This is a genomic window from Paenibacillus sp. FSL K6-1566 (assembly GCF_038050475.1).
Lineage (GTDB): Bacteria > Bacillota > Bacilli > Paenibacillales > Paenibacillaceae > Paenibacillus_AQ > Paenibacillus_AQ lactis.
In genome coordinates, this window is sequence record NZ_JBBOSR010000001.1 from 5,260,312 (window position 1) to 5,281,212 (window position 20,901).

General features: G+C 54.6%; 22 protein-coding genes and 1 riboswitch. Of the genes, 6 read left to right on the forward strand and 16 right to left on the reverse strand.

The window, feature by feature from the left end; genetic code table 11:
* Positions 1–75 precede the first annotated feature (75 nt).
* A riboswitch (cobalamin riboswitch) is annotated at positions 76–287 on the reverse strand.
* Positions 288–456: 169 nt separating this feature from the next.
* Positions 457–975, forward strand: coding sequence for a GNAT family N-acetyltransferase (locus tag NST08_RS23345; protein ID WP_007127203.1), 519 nt, complete (start codon positions 457–459; stop codon positions 973–975).
* Positions 976–1,026: 51 nt separating this feature from the next.
* On the opposite strand, the gene NST08_RS23350 is transcribed toward NST08_RS23345, so the two are convergent.
* The 4 genes from NST08_RS23350 to cobD form a co-directional block, all read right to left on the reverse strand.
* On the reverse strand, positions 1,027–2,010 hold the full coding sequence (locus NST08_RS23350) for a histidine phosphatase family protein (protein WP_341342334.1): 984 nt from the start codon (positions 2,008–2,010) through the stop codon (positions 1,027–1,029).
* The gene (gene cbiB, locus NST08_RS23355) at positions 2,007–2,984 is read right to left on the reverse strand and encodes an adenosylcobinamide-phosphate synthase CbiB (protein ID WP_028403729.1); all 978 of its coding nucleotides are present in this window, start codon (positions 2,982–2,984) and stop codon (positions 2,007–2,009) included. Before cbiB ends, NST08_RS23350 begins: the two co-directional genes overlap by 4 nt.
* Entirely contained in the window at positions 2,981–3,718 is a 738-nt protein-coding gene (locus NST08_RS23360) for an adenosylcobinamide amidohydrolase (RefSeq protein WP_028403728.1), read from the reverse strand. Before NST08_RS23360 ends, cbiB begins: the two co-directional genes overlap by 4 nt.
* Positions 3,719–4,018: 300 nt before the next feature.
* Positions 4,019–5,143 (reverse strand): threonine-phosphate decarboxylase CobD, encoded by a 1,125-nt coding sequence (gene cobD, locus NST08_RS23365; RefSeq protein ID WP_028403727.1) that lies wholly within the window; start codon positions 5,141–5,143, stop codon positions 4,019–4,021.
* A 161-nt stretch (positions 5,144–5,304) separates the two neighbouring features.
* Here cobD and NST08_RS23370 point away from each other — a divergent pair, with 161 nt between their 5' ends.
* Entirely contained in the window at positions 5,305–6,306 is a 1,002-nt protein-coding gene (locus NST08_RS23370) for a lipoate--protein ligase (RefSeq protein ID WP_028403726.1), read from the forward strand.
* 144 nt (positions 6,307–6,450) lie between these two features.
* Here NST08_RS23370 and NST08_RS23375 read toward each other — a convergent pair whose 3' ends face one another.
* Positions 6,451–7,164 carry a metal-dependent hydrolase gene (locus NST08_RS23375; RefSeq protein ID WP_028403725.1) on the reverse strand — a complete coding sequence of 238 codons (714 nt, stop codon included), beginning with the start codon at positions 7,162–7,164 and terminating at the stop codon, positions 6,451–6,453.
* A gap of 361 nt (positions 7,165–7,525) precedes the next feature.
* Between NST08_RS23375 and NST08_RS23380 the strand changes: the two genes are divergently transcribed.
* Together NST08_RS23380 and NST08_RS23385 are read left to right on the forward strand one after the other, a co-directional pair.
* Positions 7,526–8,440 (forward strand): DMT family transporter, encoded by a 915-nt coding sequence (locus tag NST08_RS23380; RefSeq protein ID WP_028403724.1) that lies wholly within the window; start codon positions 7,526–7,528, stop codon positions 8,438–8,440.
* A 59-nt stretch (positions 8,441–8,499) separates the two neighbouring features.
* Positions 8,500–9,306 (forward strand): Cof-type HAD-IIB family hydrolase, encoded by an 807-nt coding sequence (locus NST08_RS23385; RefSeq protein WP_007127195.1) that lies wholly within the window; start codon positions 8,500–8,502, stop codon positions 9,304–9,306.
* A gap of 97 nt (positions 9,307–9,403) precedes the next feature.
* On the opposite strand, the gene NST08_RS23390 is transcribed toward NST08_RS23385, so the two are convergent.
* From NST08_RS23390 to NST08_RS23410, 5 genes are all read right to left on the reverse strand, one after another.
* Positions 9,404–10,168: a MerR family transcriptional regulator gene (locus NST08_RS23390; protein WP_007127194.1), complete on the reverse strand. Its 765-nt coding sequence runs from the start codon at positions 10,166–10,168 to the stop codon at positions 9,404–9,406.
* 347 nt (positions 10,169–10,515) lie between these two features.
* Positions 10,516–11,292, reverse strand: a complete 777-nt coding sequence (locus NST08_RS23395; protein WP_341342335.1) for an MBL fold metallo-hydrolase — start codon at positions 11,290–11,292, stop codon at positions 10,516–10,518.
* Between the two features lie 237 nt (positions 11,293–11,529).
* Entirely contained in the window at positions 11,530–11,769 is a 240-nt protein-coding gene (locus NST08_RS23400) for a hypothetical protein (protein ID WP_007127192.1), read from the reverse strand.
* The gene (locus NST08_RS23405) at positions 11,766–12,791 is read right to left on the reverse strand and encodes a TIR domain-containing protein (protein ID WP_028403723.1); all 1,026 of its coding nucleotides are present in this window, start codon (positions 12,789–12,791) and stop codon (positions 11,766–11,768) included. The genes NST08_RS23400 and NST08_RS23405 overlap by 4 nt, the downstream gene beginning before the upstream one ends.
* A gap of 110 nt (positions 12,792–12,901) precedes the next feature.
* Positions 12,902–14,179, reverse strand: coding sequence for a serpin family protein (locus tag NST08_RS23410; RefSeq protein ID WP_028403722.1), 1,278 nt, complete (start codon positions 14,177–14,179; stop codon positions 12,902–12,904).
* 188 nt (positions 14,180–14,367) lie between these two features.
* On the opposite strand from NST08_RS23410, the gene NST08_RS23415 reads away from it, so the two are divergent.
* Positions 14,368–14,964, forward strand: a complete 597-nt coding sequence (locus tag NST08_RS23415) for a GNAT family N-acetyltransferase (protein WP_007127189.1) — start codon at positions 14,368–14,370, stop codon at positions 14,962–14,964.
* A 99-nt stretch (positions 14,965–15,063) separates the two neighbouring features.
* Here the strand turns inward: NST08_RS23415 and NST08_RS23420 are convergent, their stop codons facing one another.
* The 4 genes from NST08_RS23420 to cysT are packed head-to-tail and all read right to left on the reverse strand — an operon-like array spanning position 15,064 to position 18,826.
* Positions 15,064–16,119: a sulfate ABC transporter substrate-binding protein gene (locus NST08_RS23420; protein ID WP_007127188.1), complete on the reverse strand. Its 1,056-nt coding sequence runs from the start codon at positions 16,117–16,119 to the stop codon at positions 15,064–15,066.
* Between the two features lie 31 nt (positions 16,120–16,150).
* The gene (locus NST08_RS23425) at positions 16,151–17,215 is read right to left on the reverse strand and encodes a sulfate/molybdate ABC transporter ATP-binding protein (protein WP_028403719.1); all 1,065 of its coding nucleotides are present in this window, start codon (positions 17,213–17,215) and stop codon (positions 16,151–16,153) included.
* A gap of 1 nt (position 17,216) precedes the next feature.
* On the reverse strand, positions 17,217–18,014 hold the full coding sequence (locus NST08_RS23430; RefSeq protein WP_007127186.1) for a sulfate ABC transporter permease subunit: 798 nt from the start codon (positions 18,012–18,014) through the stop codon (positions 17,217–17,219).
* Positions 18,011–18,826: a sulfate ABC transporter permease subunit CysT gene (gene cysT, locus NST08_RS23435; RefSeq protein WP_040737777.1), complete on the reverse strand. Its 816-nt coding sequence runs from the start codon at positions 18,824–18,826 to the stop codon at positions 18,011–18,013. Before cysT ends, NST08_RS23430 begins: the two co-directional genes overlap by 4 nt.
* 197 nt (positions 18,827–19,023) lie before the next feature.
* Here cysT and NST08_RS23440 point away from each other — a divergent pair, with 197 nt between their 5' ends.
* On the forward strand, positions 19,024–19,425 hold the full coding sequence (locus NST08_RS23440; protein WP_341342336.1) for a secondary thiamine-phosphate synthase enzyme YjbQ: 402 nt from the start codon (positions 19,024–19,026) through the stop codon (positions 19,423–19,425).
* Between the two features lie 154 nt (positions 19,426–19,579).
* On the opposite strand, the gene NST08_RS23445 is transcribed toward NST08_RS23440, so the two are convergent.
* Positions 19,580–20,173 (reverse strand): TetR/AcrR family transcriptional regulator, encoded by a 594-nt coding sequence (locus NST08_RS23445; RefSeq protein WP_007127183.1) that lies wholly within the window; start codon positions 20,171–20,173, stop codon positions 19,580–19,582.
* 6 nt (positions 20,174–20,179) lie between these two features.
* Positions 20,180–20,812, reverse strand: coding sequence for a YigZ family protein (locus tag NST08_RS23450; protein ID WP_007127182.1), 633 nt, complete (start codon positions 20,810–20,812; stop codon positions 20,180–20,182).
* Positions 20,813–20,901 lie beyond the last annotated feature (89 nt).

Here is a 20,901-nt window from a genome sequence, read left to right on the forward strand (position 1 = left end):
GCTGTACCTCCACAGCTCCTGCCGCTCCCGCGATCAAAACGGGTCCAAGTGAACGTAATCCTCTCCTCGAAGGACCGTCATTCATTGCCGAGGGCAGGTCTCCTGACTTACAGGCCTAACGACTTCTCCGCCTTCCCAAGCGCATCAGCGCCCAGTGGCATTAAGGAGGAGTCTCCTGCTTCACAGTGGCGGGACCGTGCCGGATTTGCACCGGCTTCCCTATTAACCCGAATGGCAGGCCGTCAATACCCGGCTGCCTGTCCAGGACCCTCGCAAATCATATGAATCATGCTTATATAGCCAAGCTGGATTTCTCTGAACACGATTATAGGGGATAACCCCCGCCCTTACAACTAAAGGATTATCCCATTCTTCGAGTATAATGGTACTGATAGTTCTCGTTATCGTTCATTATTCGCCTGAAATCACATCTTTTTGAAAACGGGGAGTGAATCCATGATGAAAATTCCTTCAAACCAAAAGCCAGAGAGACTTCGTCTGACCGTTCTGGAACCCGAGCATCTTCCCGTGCTGAGTCAATTCTCCCTCCCGGAGCACCAGCGAAGATTCACTTTGCTTCCGGACGATGCGATGAAGAAGCACGGTTATCCGCCCACGGAGGACAAGCTGCCGGTCGTTCTGCTCGCGGCGGATAAGCCCGTCGCCTTCTTCGTCCTGGATCGCGGGGAACGTATCGCCCGTTATACGCCGAACCAAAGCGCGGTGCTCCTTCGCGCCCTATCCGTTGATCACAAGGAGCAGGGGCGGGGCTACGGCCAGGCTGCCATGCGCCTGCTGCCCGAATTTATTCGCTCGCGACTGCCGGGAGTGAACGAGATTGCCCTGGCGGTAAACGACCGCAATGAGCATGCCCGTCACGTCTATCTTCAAGCCGGCTTTCGTGACAGGGGATACCGGGTCATGGGCGTGCAGGGCATCCAGCATATTTTGCATCTTGATCTGGAGATCCGTTGATGCTTTCTTGTGGATTGCCCAAGGTCCTTGCCAACGGGTATGGCAGGGCTGTCAGCTCATGATCTCGCCTTGCCAGCCCAGTCCGTTCCAAGCCAGCTTCAGTCTAAGCTCCTCACCCGGCAGGATGCGCAAGCTCCAAAAAGGGGTATCCGGAACCGTAGCCGCCGCAATCTGGCGAATCACGCCGCCATGCGTGACGACCAGCAGGTCGGGAATTCTTTGGGAATCCCGTCCTCTGGCTTCACCGTCCTCGTCCCTCTCAAAGCTGCGGCACATATCTTGATGCAATCCCGCCAAAAAATGCTGAATCCTGGACGCGAAGGCTTCCCAGCTCTCTCCGCCCGGCGGAGTAACAGCTGCCGGGTCCTCAATCCAGCGGCGATATAAAGGATTTCCTTTCAAATCCTCGTAGGTTTTCCCCTCCCATTCGCCGAAATGAAGCTCGCGCAGCCTGCTGTCATACACCGCTCCCGGAATTGGCAAAACTTCCGTATTACCATTTAAACCGGCACTTTGAACCCCGTTACCGGTCAGCAAATAGCGAAGGGTCTGCCTGCATCTGAGCAGGTCGCTGCAGTATATGCGTGCCCATTGCAGGCCTTGGAGCCGCCGCGCCAGCGGGGCCAGCCGTTCCAGCTCCGCGGATATCACGCCCTGATCCTCATGGCCGAGGTACCGCCGCTCCTGATTCCACCGCGTAACGCCGTGGCGGACCAGGTGCAGGACAACCTGCAGCGGACTCGTATCTTTTTCAAGCAGCTGAATATCCCCCTTATCCTCCGCATGGTATGCAAAGTGTGCAGGATGTGCATTCTTCACGTCCTTTGCGTCCTTTGCGTCCTTTGCGTCCTTTGCGTCCTTTGCATCAATCGCGTCTATCGCCTCATTCACGTCGTTCGCTTTGTTCAAGGCTTTAGCCTGATCCGCATCGATCGCTTCCAATGCGGCGTTTGCGTCAATTGCCTTATTGCTTTGTATCGCATCCAGTCCTACGTCCTCATCGTTTGCATTTACGATTTCCTTCGGCTCCCTCATACCCATGCTCCCCCGCCTGCGGCGATAACGATCGCCAATACGGCGGTGCCGATCACGGTAAAAATCACCGAAGCCGCGAGGAGCAGCCGGGTCGTGATGCGGATGTCCTCCGCATTCAGCGCCCGCTCCGGATCTCCCATATACGCCCGGAACGAGACGATCCCTTGATAAGAATTTTCCCCGCCAAGGCGAATGCCGAGCGCACCGGCCACCGCCGATTCCGGAAATCCGCTGTTTGGGCTCGGGTGTTTCCTTGCATCTCTTCGGACGGTAGCGATGGACTTCTGCCAAGGCAAGGAGAACATCGCGGCCGAGATCGCCACCAGCCCCGCCGTCAGCCGGGCGGGAATCCAGTTGGCGACATCATCCAGCCGGGCCGATGCCCAGCCAAGATGCTCGTATTTCTCATTCTTATACCCGACCATCGAATCAAGCGTGTTCACCGCCCGGTAAGCCATCGCCAAGGGCGCCCCGCCGATGAGGGCATACAGCAGCGGGGAGATGACCGCATCGACGATATTTTCCGCCACCGTCTCCACCGTTCCCCGCACGATTTCCGGCTCATCCAAATGGGCCGTGTCCCTTCCTACGATCATACTGAGCGAACGGCGGGCAGCCGGAAGGTCGCCGGCACGAAGATGGCCGTACACCTCAAGGCCGGCATCGCGCAGTCCTTTTACGGCAATGGTTGTCGCAATGAGCACCGCCTCTGCGCCTGCGGCCAGCCAAGGATGAATAGAGGCACACAGCAGCAGGAGCAGCAGCGTAATCGCATACGCCCCGCCTGCAACAATGAGCGGGAGCAGAATGCCGGCCCGCTTCAATCCTGCCGGCGATTGGGTACGGGTGCGAATCCGCTTCTCCACTGCACGGATCGCTTTACCTATGCCAATGACGGGGTGCGGAAGCCATCTGGGATCACCGATCAGCAGATCGATCACAACGGCCGCCCATAGGATCCAGACCGCTGTCATAACCGCTCTTCTCTTTCTGTTCGAACGCTTTCCGTAACGCTGTTATACACAAGGCGTCCAATCATGCCGCCGAGGTCGGTTGCGGTGCCGGCATAGCGGTGTTCCACCCCGTAGGCTTCATTCCCGCTGACGGCGAGCACGATCGCATCGGTCGTCGTCCCGGTAGCAGCAGCCCCGGTTTCGTGATCCGCAATCCCCAAATCACCGAGCGCTGCCGCTTTCGCTTCCGTAGCGGTCAGGATCGCGTTCACCATGCAGGCAGGCGTCATCCGCCCGTCGATCATCAGCATGATATTGATCGTGCCAGGCTGATAGGCGGCGAAGGTGGTCCGGCTGATGCCTGCCCGCGCGGCATTGCCTGTTCCGGCCGTCGAGCAGCACAGAATGGAAGCCTGGGAGCCGCCCTCCTCCCAGATTGACGCATATTTCAGCCGGACGGCGGTTAATAACCCGGCCGTCGCATCCTCCGGGTATCCGCAGCCGCGAATGAAGCTGTGCATGTCCTTCACGGGATCACTGCAATCGTAGCGCCGGTCCACATACCGGTTAACGATATGATTCAGTCTTGCATAGCCTCCGCCATACACCGCACTGCCCAAGGCATCCGCCGGCTGCGGGAGCGATATGCGGATATGCGGGTGCTCCGGGTAGCCCTCGGATGAAACGATCAGGCCGGGCCATACGGCGGACGAATAACTGCACGGCTCCGTAATGTGCAAAAAAGGTACTGCCACGTCTCTCTCTCCCTGCTCTAAACATTTGAAATGGCTCCCCGGTTAAAGTCACTGCGAAGTGACGGGGAGTTTAAAGATCGTTCATACTTCTCCCTGTGTGCACGATGCATGGTAGGGCATGCTTGGAGGGCTGGTTGTCCATATTCCCCACCCGCTTGGCTCGTTCCTCGCCATCACTGCAGTATTCGAAGGAGACTGGTGAATTCGAGATACAAATCTGTTCTTCGAACCCGATTGTCCCTCAGGTAACGCAAGCTTAGGCTTGCTGCCTCGACACTGTGGAACGTAGGGCGCCGCCATTTACGCCTCCGGCCGAGACGAGCCCTGGAGCACTTCCGCAGCGGTTTGCAGCAGCCTGCTGTTGGATTCCCCATCCTTTACAGCCAGGCGGAAATGGCGTTCTCCCAGTCCGGGATACATGGCGCAGCTGCGAATCAGGACACCGCGCCTGCCCATTGCCGTTTGAAATGCCGCTGCCGTCCAACCGGTCGGCAGCTCTCCCAGCAAATAGTTGACTTCCCCTGGCGTCACGTCCACACCGAGCGCCTGCAGCCCGTCGGTCAGCCTCAAACGCTCGCCATGAATCAGCTCCAGGGTTCGCCGCTCATACTCGCTGCCGCTTCTTAGACAGGCTTCCCCTGCCAACAGGGCCAGTCCGTTGACGCTCCATGTCACTTGCATGGCTGACATGGACTGGATGACGTCCGGATGGCCGACCGCATAACCGAGGCGCAGTCCCGGTATCGCATAGAACTTGGTCATCGATCTTATAATGACGGTCCTTGAATAAGAGGACAGCTCCGGCAGCAGCGTCTGCCTCTCTCCATGCGGAATGAAATCCATGAACGCTTCATCCAGCACGAGCCACGTACCCAGCCGCTGCGCCTCCCCTGCGATTGCCCGGATGTCTTCCAAGCTGTACTGTACGCCGTTCGGGTTGTTCGGCTGACCCAGGAACACCAGGTCACAGCCGGACAACAGCTCCATGATCCGCCGGCTGGACGCGCGCCATGCCCCTTCCTTCTCGCCGCTTACGGAGCGTATGCCCGCTCCGAACTTAAGAGCCAATTCGCGGTATTCCGAGAAACAGGGATCGACAACGCCGACAATCTCAGGCCTTAGTGCCAGCAAGAGCAGAGCCATGCATTCCGCGGCACCGTTTCCGACCAGAATATTTTCGGTCCCGGCTCCCACATGCTCGGCAAGCATCGCCTTGAACCGGCGATGCCCCGGGTCGGGGTAACGAATGACCGCTCCCAGACCATCCCGCAATGCTGCGATAACTTCCACCGGAGGGCCTAATGGATTAATGTTGGCACTGTAGTCGAGAATAGCCTCCGCCCTTTGTCCAAACCTCGCCGCGGCCGTCTCGATATCGCCTCCGTGACCGTATACTTCGATCCAAGACTGCTTGGTTTCCGTCATTTCTCACGCCTCCTGTACTTGCTGCTCGCAATGCCATCATTATGTGGGTACCTTCACCCAAACGTCAATACGGAATGCTTTGTCTTTCGCACTGCAATTGGTTTACAATAAGTGAATAAGAAGCAATTCCAATCTAAATACATGTAACGACGGAGGATGTTATGCTGTTTATCGATAATCAGGGAATCCACGATCCCGCCATCAATCTGGCGATTGAAGAATACGCCTTGAAGCACTTGTCCATGGACGAGAGCTACCTTCTCTTTTACATTAATAAGCCTTCCATCATTATCGGGAAGCATCAGAATACGATTGAGGAAATCAATCAGGAGTACGTCCGCAACAACAACATCCAGGTCGTTCGCCGGCTGTCCGGCGGAGGCGCGGTGTATCATGACCTCGGCAACCTCAATTTCAGCTTTATTACGAAGGATGACGGCCAATCCTTCCACAATTTCCTGAAGTTCACGCAGCCTGTTATCGACTTTTTGCGAAAAATGGGCGTGCCTGCAGAATTAAGCGGCCGCAATGACCTTCAGGTCGGCGAGAAGAAAATATCGGGCAATGCCCAATTCTCCACCCGCGGACGCATGTTCAGCCACGGAACGCTCATGTTCGATTTGAACCTGGATGATGTACAGGCCTCCTTGAACGCAAATCCGGAAAAATTCAAATCCAAGAGCACGAAATCGGTGCGCAGCCGCGTAGCCAACATCAAAGAGCTGCTCGGCACCGACATGACGATCGAGGAGTTCCGCGCAGAGCTGCTGCGTTCCATTTTTGGCATGGAGCCGGATCAGGTGCCGCAGTATGTGCTGCAGGACAAGGATTGGGAGATCATCAACCAAATCTCCAAAGAGCGTTATCAGACTTGGGATTGGAACTACGGCCTGTCGCCGGAGAGCAACGTGAAGCATGCCAAGAAATTTCCGGTCGGCATTATCGATATCCGGATGGATATCCGGGAGGGGCATATCGGAGAAATTAAAATTTACGGGGATTTCTTCGGTGTAGGGGATGTCGCCGATATCGAAAACCTCCTCCGCGGCAAAAAATACGAGGAGCAAACCGTTCGCGCCGCCTTGTCCGGCGTTGACGTCAAGCACTATTTCGGCAACCTCGAAATGGACGATCTGGTAGGACTCATCTTCCTCGAGGAATAGCATCCTCCCCAAGCGGCACAAACAGACCCGCCCTTCAGCGAAAGCGCAATCGCTCGCTGCTGTGGGCGGGTCTTCTCTTTGTCTGTTTTATCCGCATACATCTAATGGACCGAGGTTGTTCCTTAAGGCTTCCTCCGAACGGGATTAGCCCGATGCCATGAACACGTACCACAACAGCACCAGCGTCAGCAGAATGCAAATATTCTCCACCGTGCGGCCCCAGCGGCTCCCCGTGCTCATGATCTTCAGCTTGATTCGCCACTTCAGCGGCGGCAGCGGCCGAATGCCTCGATTCGTCAAGGCATCGGAAAGTAAATGGATGGAATACGATAAGCCCCCGGCAAACCACAGGCTTTCCGCTCCCTCCTTGCCCTGTGAGGCAAAATACAGGAGCGCGCACCAGCCGCAAGCGGCGTAAATCGTGTGCGTGAACCCGCGATGGGTGACAAGCGAGGCCACGATCAGTACGCTGCCTGCAATCAGGTTCCATGGACTGAAGGCTTGTCCGAAGGCGATAAGGCCAAGCCCGATCAGAAACATGACGACATGCCGAAGCGTCCTGCTTGGCAGAAAGGATACAACCCCGATTAATCCGGCCAAGGCGAAATTCCATGGCGCATAGTCGCGGCCATAGAACAATACGAATAGAGCCGCCCCGATCATGGCCAGCTGCAGCAGGCGCAGTATTTCGGCAGGAATGGCCTTGCGAACCAGCAGGGAATTCGGCTCGTCAATATCGGGAAGCAGCGAGCTGACTAAGGCCACCGCGGCGGCGGGCAGCGTCACCTGAACCCCGCTCATGCCCATAACCGATAACGTGACCCCTGTGCTGATAATTAAATGTGCTCTTCCCATCATGATGCAATTCTTCCTTTCTCAGCTCTTCCATGCGTCTTGGAGTCCTATAATAGCGCTGTATACCCGCTTCACAATCACCCGAAAGCGAATATACGTTCGGTTTAATAGTATAGCAAAATCATCCTCTTTTTGTCCAGACCTTCCCATCTGAGGACCCCTTGAAACGGTTGTCCGATTCTTCATTTTGGGATACAATTTGATCACTTGCCTGCACTGCGATGCCAGACCCAGCCAAGAAATGACGTCTGATCCCGAGCACTTGGGGTGCAGCAGCTTTAACGACTAGCCCGCTCCGGTCGCATCCGGGCTTTTCATTATGCTAGATAACATTTACATACGAATTTGAAAGGATGACACCATCGTGAACCGATCTCGCGCTGCCGATCTCAGCCTCCTTCTGGTCGCCATGATGTGGGGATGTACGTTTCTCATCGTTCAGCATGCGGTACGCGTGCTTCCGCCCATGGCTTTCAACAGCGTCCGTTTTCTCGGCGCCGCCTTGCTGCTGGCCATCATCATTACCGTCTTCTATCGGAGCCAATGGAAGGAAATGACCCTTAAAATGCTCCTGCACTCGTGCGTGCTGGGCCTTTTTTTATTCATAGGCTATGCCTTTCAAACCGCGGGATTGCTGTACACAACGACCTCGAACGCGGGGTTCATCACCGGACTATCCGTTGTGCTGGTGCCCTTCCTGTCCTTTGCTCTGCTTCGGCATTCGATTTCCAAGTATACCTGGTTCAGCGCGCTGCTTGCAGCGGCAGGGCTGTACTTGTTGACCTTCTCCGGATCGGGCATGAGCCTGAACCGCGGTGACCTCCTCATCTTTGTATGCGCAATCGGTTTTGCGCTGCATATCGGTTATACGGGGATCTATGCCGGACGCTACCCTGCCCTGCCGCTCGCGGCGCTGCAAATGGCGGTCGTCGGACTGCTTAGCCTCGCCGCTTCTGCCTTGACGGAGCCTGTTTCGGATCCCGCTGCCCTCTTTGAGCAGCTGACCCGGCCCCATGTGCTGTGGGCACTGGCCGTATCGATCGGGCCCACAAGCGCTTTTGCCTTCTGGATCCAGACGGTATGCCAGAAGTATACGACGCCGTCCAGGGTCGCGATCATTTTCGCGACAGAGCCTGTTTTTGCCGCGCTGACCGGAATTTTGTTCGCGGGCGAGCGGCTTACATTCATCGGCGGTATCGGCTGTGTATGCATTTTGGCCGGGATGGTGGTTGCGGAATTGAAATCCGTGCCGCCAAAGGTACAATCAGAGGCCGTTTAGAGGTACAATAGAAGGCAGATACAGATAGAGACCAGAGACCGACCAAAGGAGAGAAGACCATGACAACCTACAAACTGATGGCCATCGATATCGACGACACGCTGATCAATGATGACAAAGAGGTTACGCCCGGGGTCCAGCAAGCACTGGAAGAGGCCGTTTCGAAGGGCGTCGTTGTCACGCTCGCTACGGGGCGTGCCTATGCATCAGCCCAAGCGATAGCCAGACAAACCGGACTTAACGTTCCGATCATTACCTATCAAGGTGCCCTCATCAAAAACCTGCTGGACGAAAAGGTGCTGTACGAGCGCTATTTCCCGATCGATGCCGCCGTTAAGCTCTATGAATACTGCGTGGAGCACAATCTTCATCTGCAGACCTATATCGACGACAAGCTCTATGCCCGTGAGGAAAACCAAAAGCTGATCGACTACTGCGCACTGAACCGGACCCCTTATTATATAGAGCCGGACTTTATGAAGATGGTGAAGCAGCCAACCCCGAAAATGCTTATTATCGATGATCCGGACGTGTTGGACGAGCTCATTCCTATCTTCCGCGAGCTGCTGGGCGAAGACGTGCATATTACGAAATCGAAGCCGCATTTTCTGGAGTTCATGCATAAAGAGGGGACGAAAGGCCATGCGCTTACGTTCCTGGCCAATCATTTCGGCTGCGATCTGAAAGAAACCATCGCGATCGGGGACTCCTGGAATGACCATGAAATGCTCGAAGCGGCAGGACTTGGCGTTGCGATGGGCAATGCCATTGAGCCGCTGAAAGCAATCGCCGATTTTGTGACGAAGAGCAATAACGAGGACGGCGTCAAGCACGTCATTGATACCTTTATCCTCAACCCGAGCTAATGTATATAATGCTGCAACAAGCCTCCGTCTCTGACGGGGGCTTGTTCTATGTTCACGAACCTGTATCAAGCGAATTCCTCTACCCCTCCGACTTCAGCTAACGGTCCCGCTCCGGATCAAATGTATGAATCGGCTTGTGCTCCGCGGACTCGTCCGCCCCCATGAGCCCCACCTCAATGCACAGCTCCATCAATTTCTGAATCCCGATATACTGCCGACGATTCCGCTGATGAATGCCGGCCAGCGCTTGCTTCAGCAGCTTTCTGGCATGGTCGATGCTCTGGTTCTCCACCACCTGGACAATCTCTTTGATTTTATCGAGAAAAAATACGGTCGTTCGCAGCGATCGGATCAGCAGAACTTGACGAACATGCTTCGGCGTATACAGCCGGTATCCGTTCTCGGGATTCCGATCGGGTGTCAGCACCCCCTCCTTCTCCCAATGACGGATGGCTGAGGGTTCCACATGCGTTGCTTCGGCCACCTCACCGATGGTCATGACCGGCTTCAGCTTCTTCTGATTCTCAATGGGCAGCTCCGGATTTTCCAGCATGGCCAGCGTTTCGTCGGCGGTTTTCTTCTCCTGCATAAGCTTGACTTGCTCCGCATTCACGAGCCATAACGCTGCGTCCAGCTCTCCATTTTGTACATGACGAAGCACCTCGTAGGTAACTGCGTATCCGAATCCGGGAAACATGGCCCGAAGGCAGCGGAAATAAGCGAGATGCACTTGCGTATATAAACGGTACCCGTTCGCGCTCCGTTCCGGTGCAGGCACGACGCCCCAGGATTCATAATGTCTTAACGCGCTTGTGCTGATCCCGAGTTCATCGGCAATTTCCTTCGGCTTGTAAAAAGGCATGCGGCTTCCCTCCCTCTTCCGATTGAGAACCTACTGTACCAGAAACACGAGGCTCTTGCAAACCTTAAAATTCAACCTTAAAGCTTCTTGATAAGGTTCCAAAATATAAAAGCACGGAATCGAAAGGGGCACAAGCTACCCATCTTCTCACTTGCATCAATGTTGTATAGTGGTTGGTATACCGTGTATCGATTCGTTCCCTCCGCTGCTTCGATGCCCGATCCTGTCCCGCTCCCTTCGAATCACCTAAACAAGAAATAGCCGCGCACGGACAACATCCGGGCACGGCCATCTGGTTTCGATCCGTATAGGGGTGAAGCCCAACGGATTTGCTGCGCTCCTACCCTTTACTTGTGCAAGCCCACCGTCATGCCCGCCTTCGCCACGCGAACCCCTTCGGGCAGCGGGAGGGCCTTCCGGAGGTCCACGTCATGGGACATATGGGTATAGATCGTCTGGCGCGGCTTTACCTCGGACAGCAGCTCCGCGGCTTCCCTCATGTCATAGACGGAGCGCGTCTCAAAAGGTGCCGTTTCATGCACGAAGCTGGTCCCCAGCACAAGCAGATCGAGGCCGTGCAGGGGTTCCTTTTCCCCGGCGCTCAGGTTGATGGAATCGGAGTTGTATACCCAATGATAATCGCCCTTGCGGAATCGGTACGCGTAACTGAAGCCGTTCTTGCCATGGTTTACTTTCCAGCAGGTTATGGCCCAGCCGCATAGCGTCACTCCATCATCCACAGCGGTCATCTCCATCTGCCGCGGCAGCCACGGGTATTGCCGGACAATCTGCTCCACCACCTCGGCCGGCGCGTATAGCCGCCCTTTCTCCCCAAGCCACCGGCACGCATCGCTCCATTCCGGAAGTCCGCCGATATGGTCGAAATGGGCATGGGTAATCAGCATGTCCCTCACCTTTCGCTTGCCGAGGCGCTCCATCATGAAGCGCCAATCCGGTCCGCAATCGATGATGAATTCCTCTCCGCCGCCCTCCACCAGCACCGAGGAACGAAGCCGGCGATTCATCCCCGTCTCTCGTGCCTCCCTACAGACCTGGCAATCACAATGCACCCGAGGGACTCCCATCGCATCCCCCGTGCCTAAAAAAGTAAGCCGATCCTCCATCTGCATCTCCTCCGTTCTAACCGCATCTATCTAACTAGGAGTTCCTGGTTTCTTGGTGAACGCTTGTCCCGCGGATCCCGTTCCCGGGTACGGGTCGCGTCGCTCCAAACCTCCCTTGCCCAAAAGCAAGCGAAAGCAGCCCTTCAAATGAACAAAAAACCGCCCCGGCCCATGCCAAGCGGTCTCCTGTCTTTTATTCTTATCAAGCCTTAGCAATCCATTTAGCAACCTTATGATCTAAGCAAATGAGGGCTTATTATCATCAACGGCTCCGCTGATAACCTTGACATATTTCTTATCTACACCTTCAACCGAAGGGCCGACATACACGCTATTCTTGCTCTGGCGCCTTACCTTTCGATTACGCGATTTCAGCGTACTCAGCATCGGCACCGGTCCCCGAACCACCCAGCTCCCATTGGCGGACTCTTGCGGCTGACTTGATGAAGTTGTTTTTTTCCTCTCATTCCTGCTCATGGCGAATCCCCTCCAACTAAATGCCTGATGGTACGAAGCAGCTCACGGTTCTGTTCCACAATCTCCGCGAGTTCGTCCTCCGAAAGAACGTCATGTCCTGTAAAATGCACCGACAGCACATGATTCTCCCCTAAAGGATAGCAGAACACATACACCTGCGCAACTTCCTCTTCGTGATAAAATGCCCATTTTCCACTATTATAGACATCCATCACATAAATCGACTGGTTGCTCGGGGAACGATTCTCGCCAAACGGGAAAAATCTCCCTCTTCCTACATTACCCCCAATATGCCCGATTCCCTCATCTCCTTTTCGGGCCCAGAAGGCTGCCCCCGTTACCCGGTAATCGCCTTTGCCGGGCGGCAGCAGGGAATTGCGTACGGCTTCACTCAGCGCATGATACTTCTCGGCTTCATCCGTTACATGCACATTCCGGTTATATTCCCAGAAAAAATGCAGCACGCTCTGCTTGCGCCTAAGCTCCAATTCCTTCTGCTCAATCACGTCGTTCGGGCTGATATAAGCTCCTTCCGCTTCGATTGCATGCATAATATGCCCGCATGCGACATCCACCGCCGATTTATAATCGTTGTCGCTTCGCAGCTCGTATTCCAGCAGCGTAATGCCCTGCAGATCGGAGAGCAGATGATATTCCTTAACCGTCACGTCCTGCACGGACTCCTCATCCGGCTCCACGTGATCGGGAATGATGCAGAACACCCTTCGCCTTCCGAGCCTTCCCCAGAACAGGCCCATTTCAAACAGTGTATTGTCGCGGGTTACAAAGACATGCTTGCCTCGAATCAACGCCACATCGTCTGGAGCAAATACGAACACACCAAAGTCACTGGACGCAAGCTGCTTCTCCAAAGCCTCCATCGTATACATGTTCGCCCCGAACGTACCGCCATACCAGGGTGTCACCTGTGCCGTCCGTTTGAGCTGTTCGTGGATCGCTCGGGCATACTTGATGGACTCTCTGGAGGAGCCGATGAATAATTTCGGTTTCGGCATGGACATAGGCAATCCGAGTCTCCCTTTGTTATACATTTTAGTCTTATTCGATCATTATAACAAAGTTGCCTATTTTTAGGTAAAAATAATGGGAGGGTCTGAATCGTTATTGTATATTATGCCCGGGGATCAAATACAGACCCAATGAATACCCATGAACCCGTGTCCCGATCTTCGATCGCAAAGAAAAACGGGCGGTTGACGTCCATCTCGATTGGCTCGGAAGGAGGCTCCGCGCTCGCTACAACCCCAACCGAGGTAACGGCAGCGGCTTTCGTCCCGGTTTCGCTGACGTCAACGACCGCTTTATGCTTCACTTCGTCGATGTAGAAGCCGTCTCCTCCTTCGGCCATGGCGGTAAAATCCGCTTCAAGCGGATCGAATGCCTTGACCATGCCGAGCCCTTGCAGCGTTTTCGGCAGCTCAAAGGACTGTTCCGCCTTAAATCGCGGCAGGCTCAGCTTAACCGTTTCGTAGGAGAAGCCTTCCTCCCAGGCTGACGCATCCTCCCACAGCTCCTGATGCAGTGTGGCAAGCGAAGAGGACGCCTTCGGCAGGATGACCAGCATATGCATCTGCCCTTCCGCATACGGGATGCGAATGGCCTGCCAATCCTCCCCTTCCTTATATTCGTATTTACCTTCCCGCTTCATCATCGGAATTTGCTTACTGTTGCCGTTGGCCAAGGTAAACGACTCGTCCACGGTATTCGCCGGATCGAATTCATCCTTCCAGCCCCCGTTGAAATAGATCGCATTGATCAGTACAGCAACGCCGCCTGGAGGCTCGCTAAAGATGGAGGGAATCATCCCTTCCGTCTTCTTGTTCACCCAGTCGTTGATCTGGTTCATAGCCTTGTCTTCCCCTAAATGGGTCCCTTTGGCCACTGCCCCATAGCTGTCTTGAAGCGTGTTCAGATAGTCCTTCTTCATAGCCACTCCCTGCTGATACCAGACGGAATTGGCCACATTCAGGACTACGCCGTTTCCGCGCTCCAGAAGCGTTGATAGGTGGTGGTTCCCTTCATTGACGTCTGCCAGGGGCTGGTCCTTCCAGCCGAGCATGGCGGACATCTCGGCCGCCGTATCCCCTGCAGCGCCGTTGTATGCCAGCGCAAGCGCTTGGGTAATGCTGTAAGGCGATAGAATCAAGTTCTCTTGTTCCAGCTCCGTTGCGAGCGATTGATGCAGCCGCAGCGCAAAATCACGCCCGGCTTGCGTCATGCCTTGATCGACCTTGGCCAATACGTTTTTCCGTTCCGTTTCCGACAACACCTTGATTTTTTTCTGCTGCTCCTCCTTTTTCCCGCCAGCGGTTTGAATCTTGTCCCCCTGACCGCAGGCAGTGAGCCATATGAGCAAGCAAGCACAGGCAATAACCGTCCATTTCCGCATGGTAAACGCCCCTTATTATGGATTGTTCGCTACTAACCTATAGAGACGCTTTAATGTATCCTAATGTTGCATACCATGGAGCTATTATCCATTTTCATTGGTAATTCCCCCCCAGGCGGAGGTACAATGGATGTGCAATCAAGCACCGGTTTGCGGTCTTTTCAAAAAAGCGGAGGAATGATCTACATATGCAAAATATCGTGATTCAAGGCAAGCTAGTAACGCTTCGAACCCGTCGTCCGGAGGATACGCCTGTTCTCTACGAGCTTATATACGGTACCGACAACCCGATGTGGAAACAATACGACGCCCCCTACTTTCCCTTAAAGCATGTCTCCTATGAGGTATTTGAAACACAGTGGAGCTCCGATTTCGAATCCGGTCGTTTTCCCAGTGATCTGCTCATCGAAGTCCAAGGTCAAACGATTGGGCTCGTGACCTTCTACTGGGAGCATGAGCCCTCGAAGTGGCTGGAAGCGGGCATTACCATTTATGACCCGCAGCATTGGAGCGGAGGCTATGGAACCGAGGCGCTGTCCCTGTGGGTGGATTGCCTGTTTCGTCATCTCGATATCGCCCGGGTCGGCATTACGACCTGGTCCGGAAATCCACGGATGATGCGCTGTGCAGAGAAGATCGGGATGCGCCTGGAAGGACGCATGAGAAAATGCAGATATTATAATGGGGTTTACTATGATTCCATTCGCATGGGCGTACTGAGGGAAGAGTGGGAGGAACGCAAAGCTTCAAGCAACCCGAGCTGCATCGGCCACTCTGTCAAATAACATGCTGCGTGCATTCAAAGCGCGGACACACCGAAAACGAGCCGGTTGGGGATCTCCCCCGCCGGCTCGTTCCGTATGCGGCATCCTGGTTATAAGAGGTTACAAGCCGGCCAGCACCTGATACCAGACGCCGCGCTTGGAATACAGCGTCTCGCGGACGGTATCCCAGCCCCCCAAATATTCGATATCGAACAGCCCCGGCGGGTTCGGGAAGCGGTCCTTCGTCTCGGCGTAAACCGTTTCCTCTACCGGGCGGAAGCCATGCTTGACGAAGATGCGCTGCGCATCGGGTGAATACAAGTATTGAACGAAGGCTTCAGCCACATCGGATGTCCCGTGCTCCTCGGCATACTTCTCGACCACAACGGCTGGATTCTCGATCAGCATCGTGTGTTCCGGCACCACGATATCATAAGGCACCCCTTGCGCGATGCGTGCCAGCAGTTCGTTTTCATACGTGACAATGACATCGCCGACCCCGTACTCAAAGGCAGCCATGGACGCCCTGCCGCTCTTGTCGAGCGACTCCACGTTCCGATGCACCGCTTCAAGAAACGCCTTCGCTGCCGCAGGATCCCGCTGGCCCTTCGCTTCCGATTGCTTCAGACCTGCGCCGTAAATGGCGTTGATATCCCACTGGGCGCCTCCCGACGTCTTCGGGTTCGGATACAGAACTTTCACGCCCGGTTTCGTGAGGTCGTCAAAATCCCGAATCCCTTTCGGGTTTCCTTCCCTTGTGCCCAGCACGACGATCGAGCGCGTCACCATGCCGCCATAAGCTTGATTCTTCCACTCCTTCGACACCAGGCCCGATCTGACCAGCTTGCCGACGTCCCCCTCCATGGCGAGCAGTGTCACATCCGCTTCGAAACCGCCTGTAATCGCGCGTGCCTGGGTTCCGGATGCCTCGTACGATTCCTGAAAACGGATCGTCTCACCCGTCTGCTCCTTCCACTTCTCCTGGAAGGCCGGAATAATCTCGTGCATGGCGTCCCGGGCGACACTGTATGCGCCAAGGACAAGCGTCCTTTCGCCAGGCCGGACGGTTACCTCTTGGGATGGCTCCTTCTCAGCGCATCCGGCGATCAGGAAGCCGAAGAGAAGCGCCATGCCGATCAGCAGGAATGAGGCAGGGTGATTTCTCAAGATTCGCATGATACCACTTCCCTCCGTATAGTTAGAACGGTCAGATCATGATCGGCATCGGATCGACCTTTAGTCGATTCTCTTCAATCCAGCTGTGCTCCTCATTGAACAGATAAGCCCGATGTACGAGCACCCGGACTTGCTGCCCCGGATGCAGCGTCTCCTTCTCCAAGGAACGATACGTGATTAATTTATGGCCCTTAACCTCGACCTCAACGAGCCATTCGCTTCCGCGGAAATGCAGATGGCGAACGATCCCGGTCTCCGTTGCGGACAGCACCGGGAAATCATGCTCGCTGCCGAGCTCGATATATTCCGGCCGAATGAGCGCGCGCGTAGCGTGCTTGTTCACGGCCGCTTCGAAGCCCTTCAGCTCGCCGGCGCTGGCAATGACGGTGGACTCGCCGATAAAGGACGCAACAAACGGCGTCTTCGGCTCCTTATAAATATCCCAAGGCGTTCCCTTCTGCTCGACCCGCCCCTGATTAATGATCATGATTTCATCCGCAACCTCGATCGCCTCATCCTGGTCATGGGTAACGAAAATGGACGTAATGCCCACCCGCTCGATCAGCTCCCGCAGCCAGGAGCGGAGCTCCTGGCGAATCTTCGCATCGATCGCCGCGAACGGCTCATCCAGGAGCAGCAGCTGCGGCTCCGGAGCTAGTGCCCTTGCGAAGGCGACGCGCTGGCGCTGGCCGCCTGACAATTGATGCGGGTATCTGTGCTCGAATCCTTTGAGCCCGGTGAGCTCCACCAGTTCCGTCACCTTGTCTTTGATTCTGGCTTTCGGCTCTTTCTTAATCTTCAAGCCGAATGCGATGTTGTCATATACGGTCATATGCTTGAACAATGCATAATTTTGAAAAACGAATCCAATCCCCCGCTCCTGAGGCGGCAGGTCGTTGACCACCTGGCCGTGAAAGGAAATCTGGCCCGAGTCCGGGGTCTCAAGCCCTGCCAGCATGCGCAGAATCGAGGTTTTGCCGCCGCCGCTCGGACCGAGAAGCCCGATCAGATGCCCCTTCTCGATTTCGAAGCTGACATCCTTTACCGCGTGAAACGTACCGAAATGCTTATTCAGATCGCGAACTTCAACATGCATGTCAATGCACTTCCTTTCTTTTCTTGGCCCACTCCATCATCAGCAGCAGCGCCACGGAAAAAGCCGCGAGCACGAGAGCCACTCCGTTGGCGGCAGCCACGTTAAAATTCTCGACATCCTGATAAACAAGCGTTGTCGCCGTTTGCGTCTTGTTCATGATATTGCCCGACACCACCAGCACAGCACCGAATTCCCCGAGGGAACGGGCGACCGTAAGCACGAGGCCGTATACGACAGCCCAGCGAATGGAGGGCCAGGTCACCTTGCGGAACGTGGTCCAGCTATAAGCTCCCAGCGTAGCGGCAGCCTGCTCCTGATCATGTCCGATCTCCTGCAGCACCGGCATTACCTCGCGCACCATCAGCGGGAACGTCACAAAAAGGGTGGCAATGACCATGCCCGGGAAGGCATAAACTACCTTAAAGCCGATTCCTTCAAAAAATCCGCCGATGATACTGTCGGGACCCAGCAGCAATACAATCATAAGGCCGCCGATGACCGGGGAAACGGCGTAGGGAAGATCGACGATGCTGTTCAGGATGCTTTTGATTTTATGGCTCAGCCAATTCGCCCTGACCAAATAGAGCGCCATCATAATGCCGAACAAAGCATTAAGTATAGTAACAACGATTACGATAAGTCCTGTCATCATCAAGGCATGCAGCGCCTCCGGGCGAAAGAGCCCCTCGGCAAATCCATCAAGCCCGTTCTCAAATGCCCCAATGGCGATGCGGGACAATGGAATGATGAGGAGAAATATAAATACGGCATAGGTTAATCCGATCCACAGCCTTCTCACATCCGTCTCCCCCTCTGCTGAACCGTATTGATGATCCATAAGATGAGGAACGACAGCGTAAGGAGCATAACGGATACGGCTGCGGCCCCTGCCGGGTTGTCACTCTCGATTTCTCCGAAAATGAATACGGAGGCAATCAACGTTCGTCCAGGGATATTTCCGGCTACCAATACGACTGCGCCGAACTCGGCAAGCGCTCTGGAAAATGCCAGCATCCCTCCGCTGATGATGCCGGGCAGCATAGAAGGCAGAATGACCTTGAAAAAGGTTGTTGTCTTGGATGCTCCCAGCGTATAGGCCGCCTCTTCCTCAAGCGGATCCAGCTCCTCCAGCAGCGGCTGAACCGCCCGAATGACGAACGGAAACGTGACGAACAGCATGGCAATGACGATGGCCGGCTGATGAAACACGATCTCGAAACCCAGCTTCTCCGCTGCCTCGCCGATCAGACTTCCAGGTCCCAGTAAGAGCAATATCATAAGCCCTCCGACCGCGGTAGGAAGGGCAAAGGGCAAATCCACCAGACTATTGAGCAGCGTTCTTCCCGGAAAGCGGTATTTTGTCAGCACCCAGGCGATCATCGTTCCGATAAGCACGTTGATCAAGGTAGAGATCAAGCCAAGCTTGATCGTTAGAAGCACGGCCTTCCAGGCGATCGGCTCCACGATGCTCTCGGCGAAATGGCTCCAACCGGCAGAAAAAGACTGTACATATACGCCAAAAATCGGCAGCACGATCAGGGCAAAAAAATAAAGCAGTACCGTGCTCCGAAATCCCCATGTCCATCCCTTATGGCGTATCCATGTTGTCACAATGCACCCCTCCCGCCTCCGGAACTTACTTCCGGTCGACTCGTACGCAGAATTCATCTTTATATTTCCTATTTGTATACTTGGTTTTTTTGCTTAAACATACTTTACCAAATGCGGAATCCGATCGTCAATCCATCTTTTGCAGTTTATAGGGTAAAATAATAATAAATATGGAAAAAGTTGAGGAGGTTTTTATTTTGCTGTTTACAGGGGAATTACGTACACAGGGACGGGACGAGTTGAGGGATATTACCCGGGAGGTTGCTTCCTTCGTGAAGCAAAGCGGGGTTCAGCAAGGGACAGCGCTGATCTACTGCCCTCATACGACGGCAGGCATTGCCATTAATGAGAATGCCGATCCGGACGTGAGACGGGATGTGCTGATGTCGCTGGATGAGGTGTATCCGTGGGAGCACCCCAAATACCGTCATGCCGCAGGGAATACGGCTTCCCATCTGAAATCCATCACATGCGGCCCTTCCCAGACCGTCATTATTCATAACGGACATCTGCTGCTCGGACGCTGGCAGGGCATTTATTTCTGCGAATTTGACGGACCGCGGCAGCGGCAGTACCATGTGAAGATCATGGAAGGCTAATCAAGCTTTCGGAGTATGCCATCAGAAAAAAGACAGGCATCATGCTAGAGCGTGATGTCTGTCTTGATGTTAACATCAGGTGATTGACGTTTCAACGCAACATCGTTGTAATACATTGAAGCATCAAGCGAAAACGGTACGGCAAAAACGGGGACTAGACCCGGCTGTACAAGCTTCGGCATAGTACCTTGATATGGGTGAGTGCGGCGGGTTTGATCTCTTCAAAACCGATCCGGTCCTGAATGTAATACGATATAAAGCCATGCAGCGACAAAAATAAAGTCAGCGGAACGGTGCGCCGCTCCTCCTCGCTATAGTTCTCCTCAAGCAAATATTGACGGACAAGCGTAGCGAACATTTCAAAACAACGCCCCTGCTCAGAGCGACAGTAGGACAGCAGCTCCTCGTCCCGGATCATGAACATGATCTCGTATTGGTACGGATTGTCCAGACCAAAACGGACGAACTCCAGCATCAGCTGCTCCAGCTTCGAAACTCCGTCACAGGGAGGCTTTCCCGACACTTCCAACAGCAAATCATTCAGATCATTGAAATCCTTCACGACAATGGCGTAGAATAGCTCCGCCTTTTCCTTAAAATGATAGTACAAGGAGCCGTGGCTATAACCCAGATGCTGCCCGATGCTGCGCATCGAAATGGCCCTGTAGCCTTTTGTTATAAACAAATGCCTGGCTGCTTCCAATATCCGCTCCCTGGACAACTCGCGTTCAACTGCTCTTCTTGCCATATTATTTTATTCCCCTTCAATAAAATAAAGCCGCTCTCCCTCCGTGATCAAGGACTGCCCCTGCGTCAAATCAACCATCCAGGCGATAAAGCTCTCCGCCTCGCCGTCCAGCGGCAAGCAGGTCAATGTCACTGTATCGGCAAAGCCCGTCTCTCCCATGCGGACACCGCGGTTGCGGAGCTCGTTCTCTACCTTCCCGAGCCAAGTATAATCCAGTTCCACGAAAACCTCCCGGTGGAGTACTCTCGTAATCGGATCCCCCGACTCAATGGCGGCAACCGCTCCGTCCGTATAAGCCCGAATAAGTCCGCCCGCACCCAGCATGATGCCGCCGAAATACCGGGTGACGACGATCGCTATATTTTTCCGCCCCTGGCTGCGGATCACTTCCAGAATCGGCTTGCCGGCCGTACCGCTCGGTTCCCCGTCATCGGACTGCTTCTGGATTTCGTCCCGCTCGCCGATCATGTAGGCGGAGCAGTTATGCGTCGCGTTCCAATGCTTCTTCTTGATGTCTTCAATAAATGCGATGGCTTCCTCCTCGGTCGCAACCGGCATCACATGACCGATGAATCGGGATTTCTTGATGACGATTTCCTTGGAGCCTGCCTGACGCACCGTCTTGTAACGATCCAACATGAATGAATAACCACCCCTTACTATCGGGCTCTCTTCCCCGAAGCGGCATAACAATCAATGCCCGCATATGGATGCAAACTTCAGCGGGT

Bases quoted from the DNA above. Each gene is read 5' to 3' on its own strand.
- NST08_RS23345 (WP_007127203.1), top strand. From the start codon at position 457: ATGATGAAAATTCCTTCAAACCAAAAGCCAGAGAGACTTCGTCTGACC.
- NST08_RS23350 (WP_341342334.1), bottom strand. From the start codon at position 2,010: ATGAGGGAGCCGAAGGAAATCGTAAATGCAAACGATGAGGACGTAGGA.
- cbiB (WP_028403729.1), bottom strand. From the start codon at position 2,984: ATGACAGCGGTCTGGATCCTATGGGCGGCCGTTGTGATCGATCTGCTG.
- cobD (WP_028403727.1), bottom strand. From the start codon at position 5,143: ATGACGGAAACCAAGCAGTCTTGGATCGAAGTATACGGTCACGGAGGC.
- NST08_RS23370 (WP_028403726.1), top strand. From the start codon at position 5,305: ATGCTGTTTATCGATAATCAGGGAATCCACGATCCCGCCATCAATCTG.
- NST08_RS23375 (WP_028403725.1), bottom strand. From the start codon at position 7,164: ATGATGGGAAGAGCACATTTAATTATCAGCACAGGGGTCACGTTATCG.
- NST08_RS23385 (WP_007127195.1), top strand. From the start codon at position 8,500: ATGACAACCTACAAACTGATGGCCATCGATATCGACGACACGCTGATC.
- NST08_RS23390 (WP_007127194.1), bottom strand. From the start codon at position 10,168: ATGCCTTTTTACAAGCCGAAGGAAATTGCCGATGAACTCGGGATCAGC.
- NST08_RS23395 (WP_341342335.1), bottom strand. From the start codon at position 11,292: ATGGAGGATCGGCTTACTTTTTTAGGCACGGGGGATGCGATGGGAGTC.
- NST08_RS23400 (WP_007127192.1), bottom strand. From the start codon at position 11,769: ATGAGCAGGAATGAGAGGAAAAAAACAACTTCATCAAGTCAGCCGCAA.
- NST08_RS23405 (WP_028403723.1), bottom strand. From the start codon at position 12,791: ATGTCCATGCCGAAACCGAAATTATTCATCGGCTCCTCCAGAGAGTCC.
- NST08_RS23410 (WP_028403722.1), bottom strand. From the start codon at position 14,179: ATGCGGAAATGGACGGTTATTGCCTGTGCTTGCTTGCTCATATGGCTC.
- NST08_RS23415 (WP_007127189.1), top strand. From the start codon at position 14,368: ATGCAAAATATCGTGATTCAAGGCAAGCTAGTAACGCTTCGAACCCGT.
- NST08_RS23420 (WP_007127188.1), bottom strand. From the start codon at position 16,119: ATGCGAATCTTGAGAAATCACCCTGCCTCATTCCTGCTGATCGGCATG.
- NST08_RS23425 (WP_028403719.1), bottom strand. From the start codon at position 17,215: ATGCATGTTGAAGTTCGCGATCTGAATAAGCATTTCGGTACGTTTCAC.
- NST08_RS23445 (WP_007127183.1), bottom strand. From the start codon at position 20,173: ATGGCAAGAAGAGCAGTTGAACGCGAGTTGTCCAGGGAGCGGATATTG.
- NST08_RS23450 (WP_007127182.1), bottom strand. From the start codon at position 20,812: ATGTTGGATCGTTACAAGACGGTGCGTCAGGCAGGCTCCAAGGAAATC.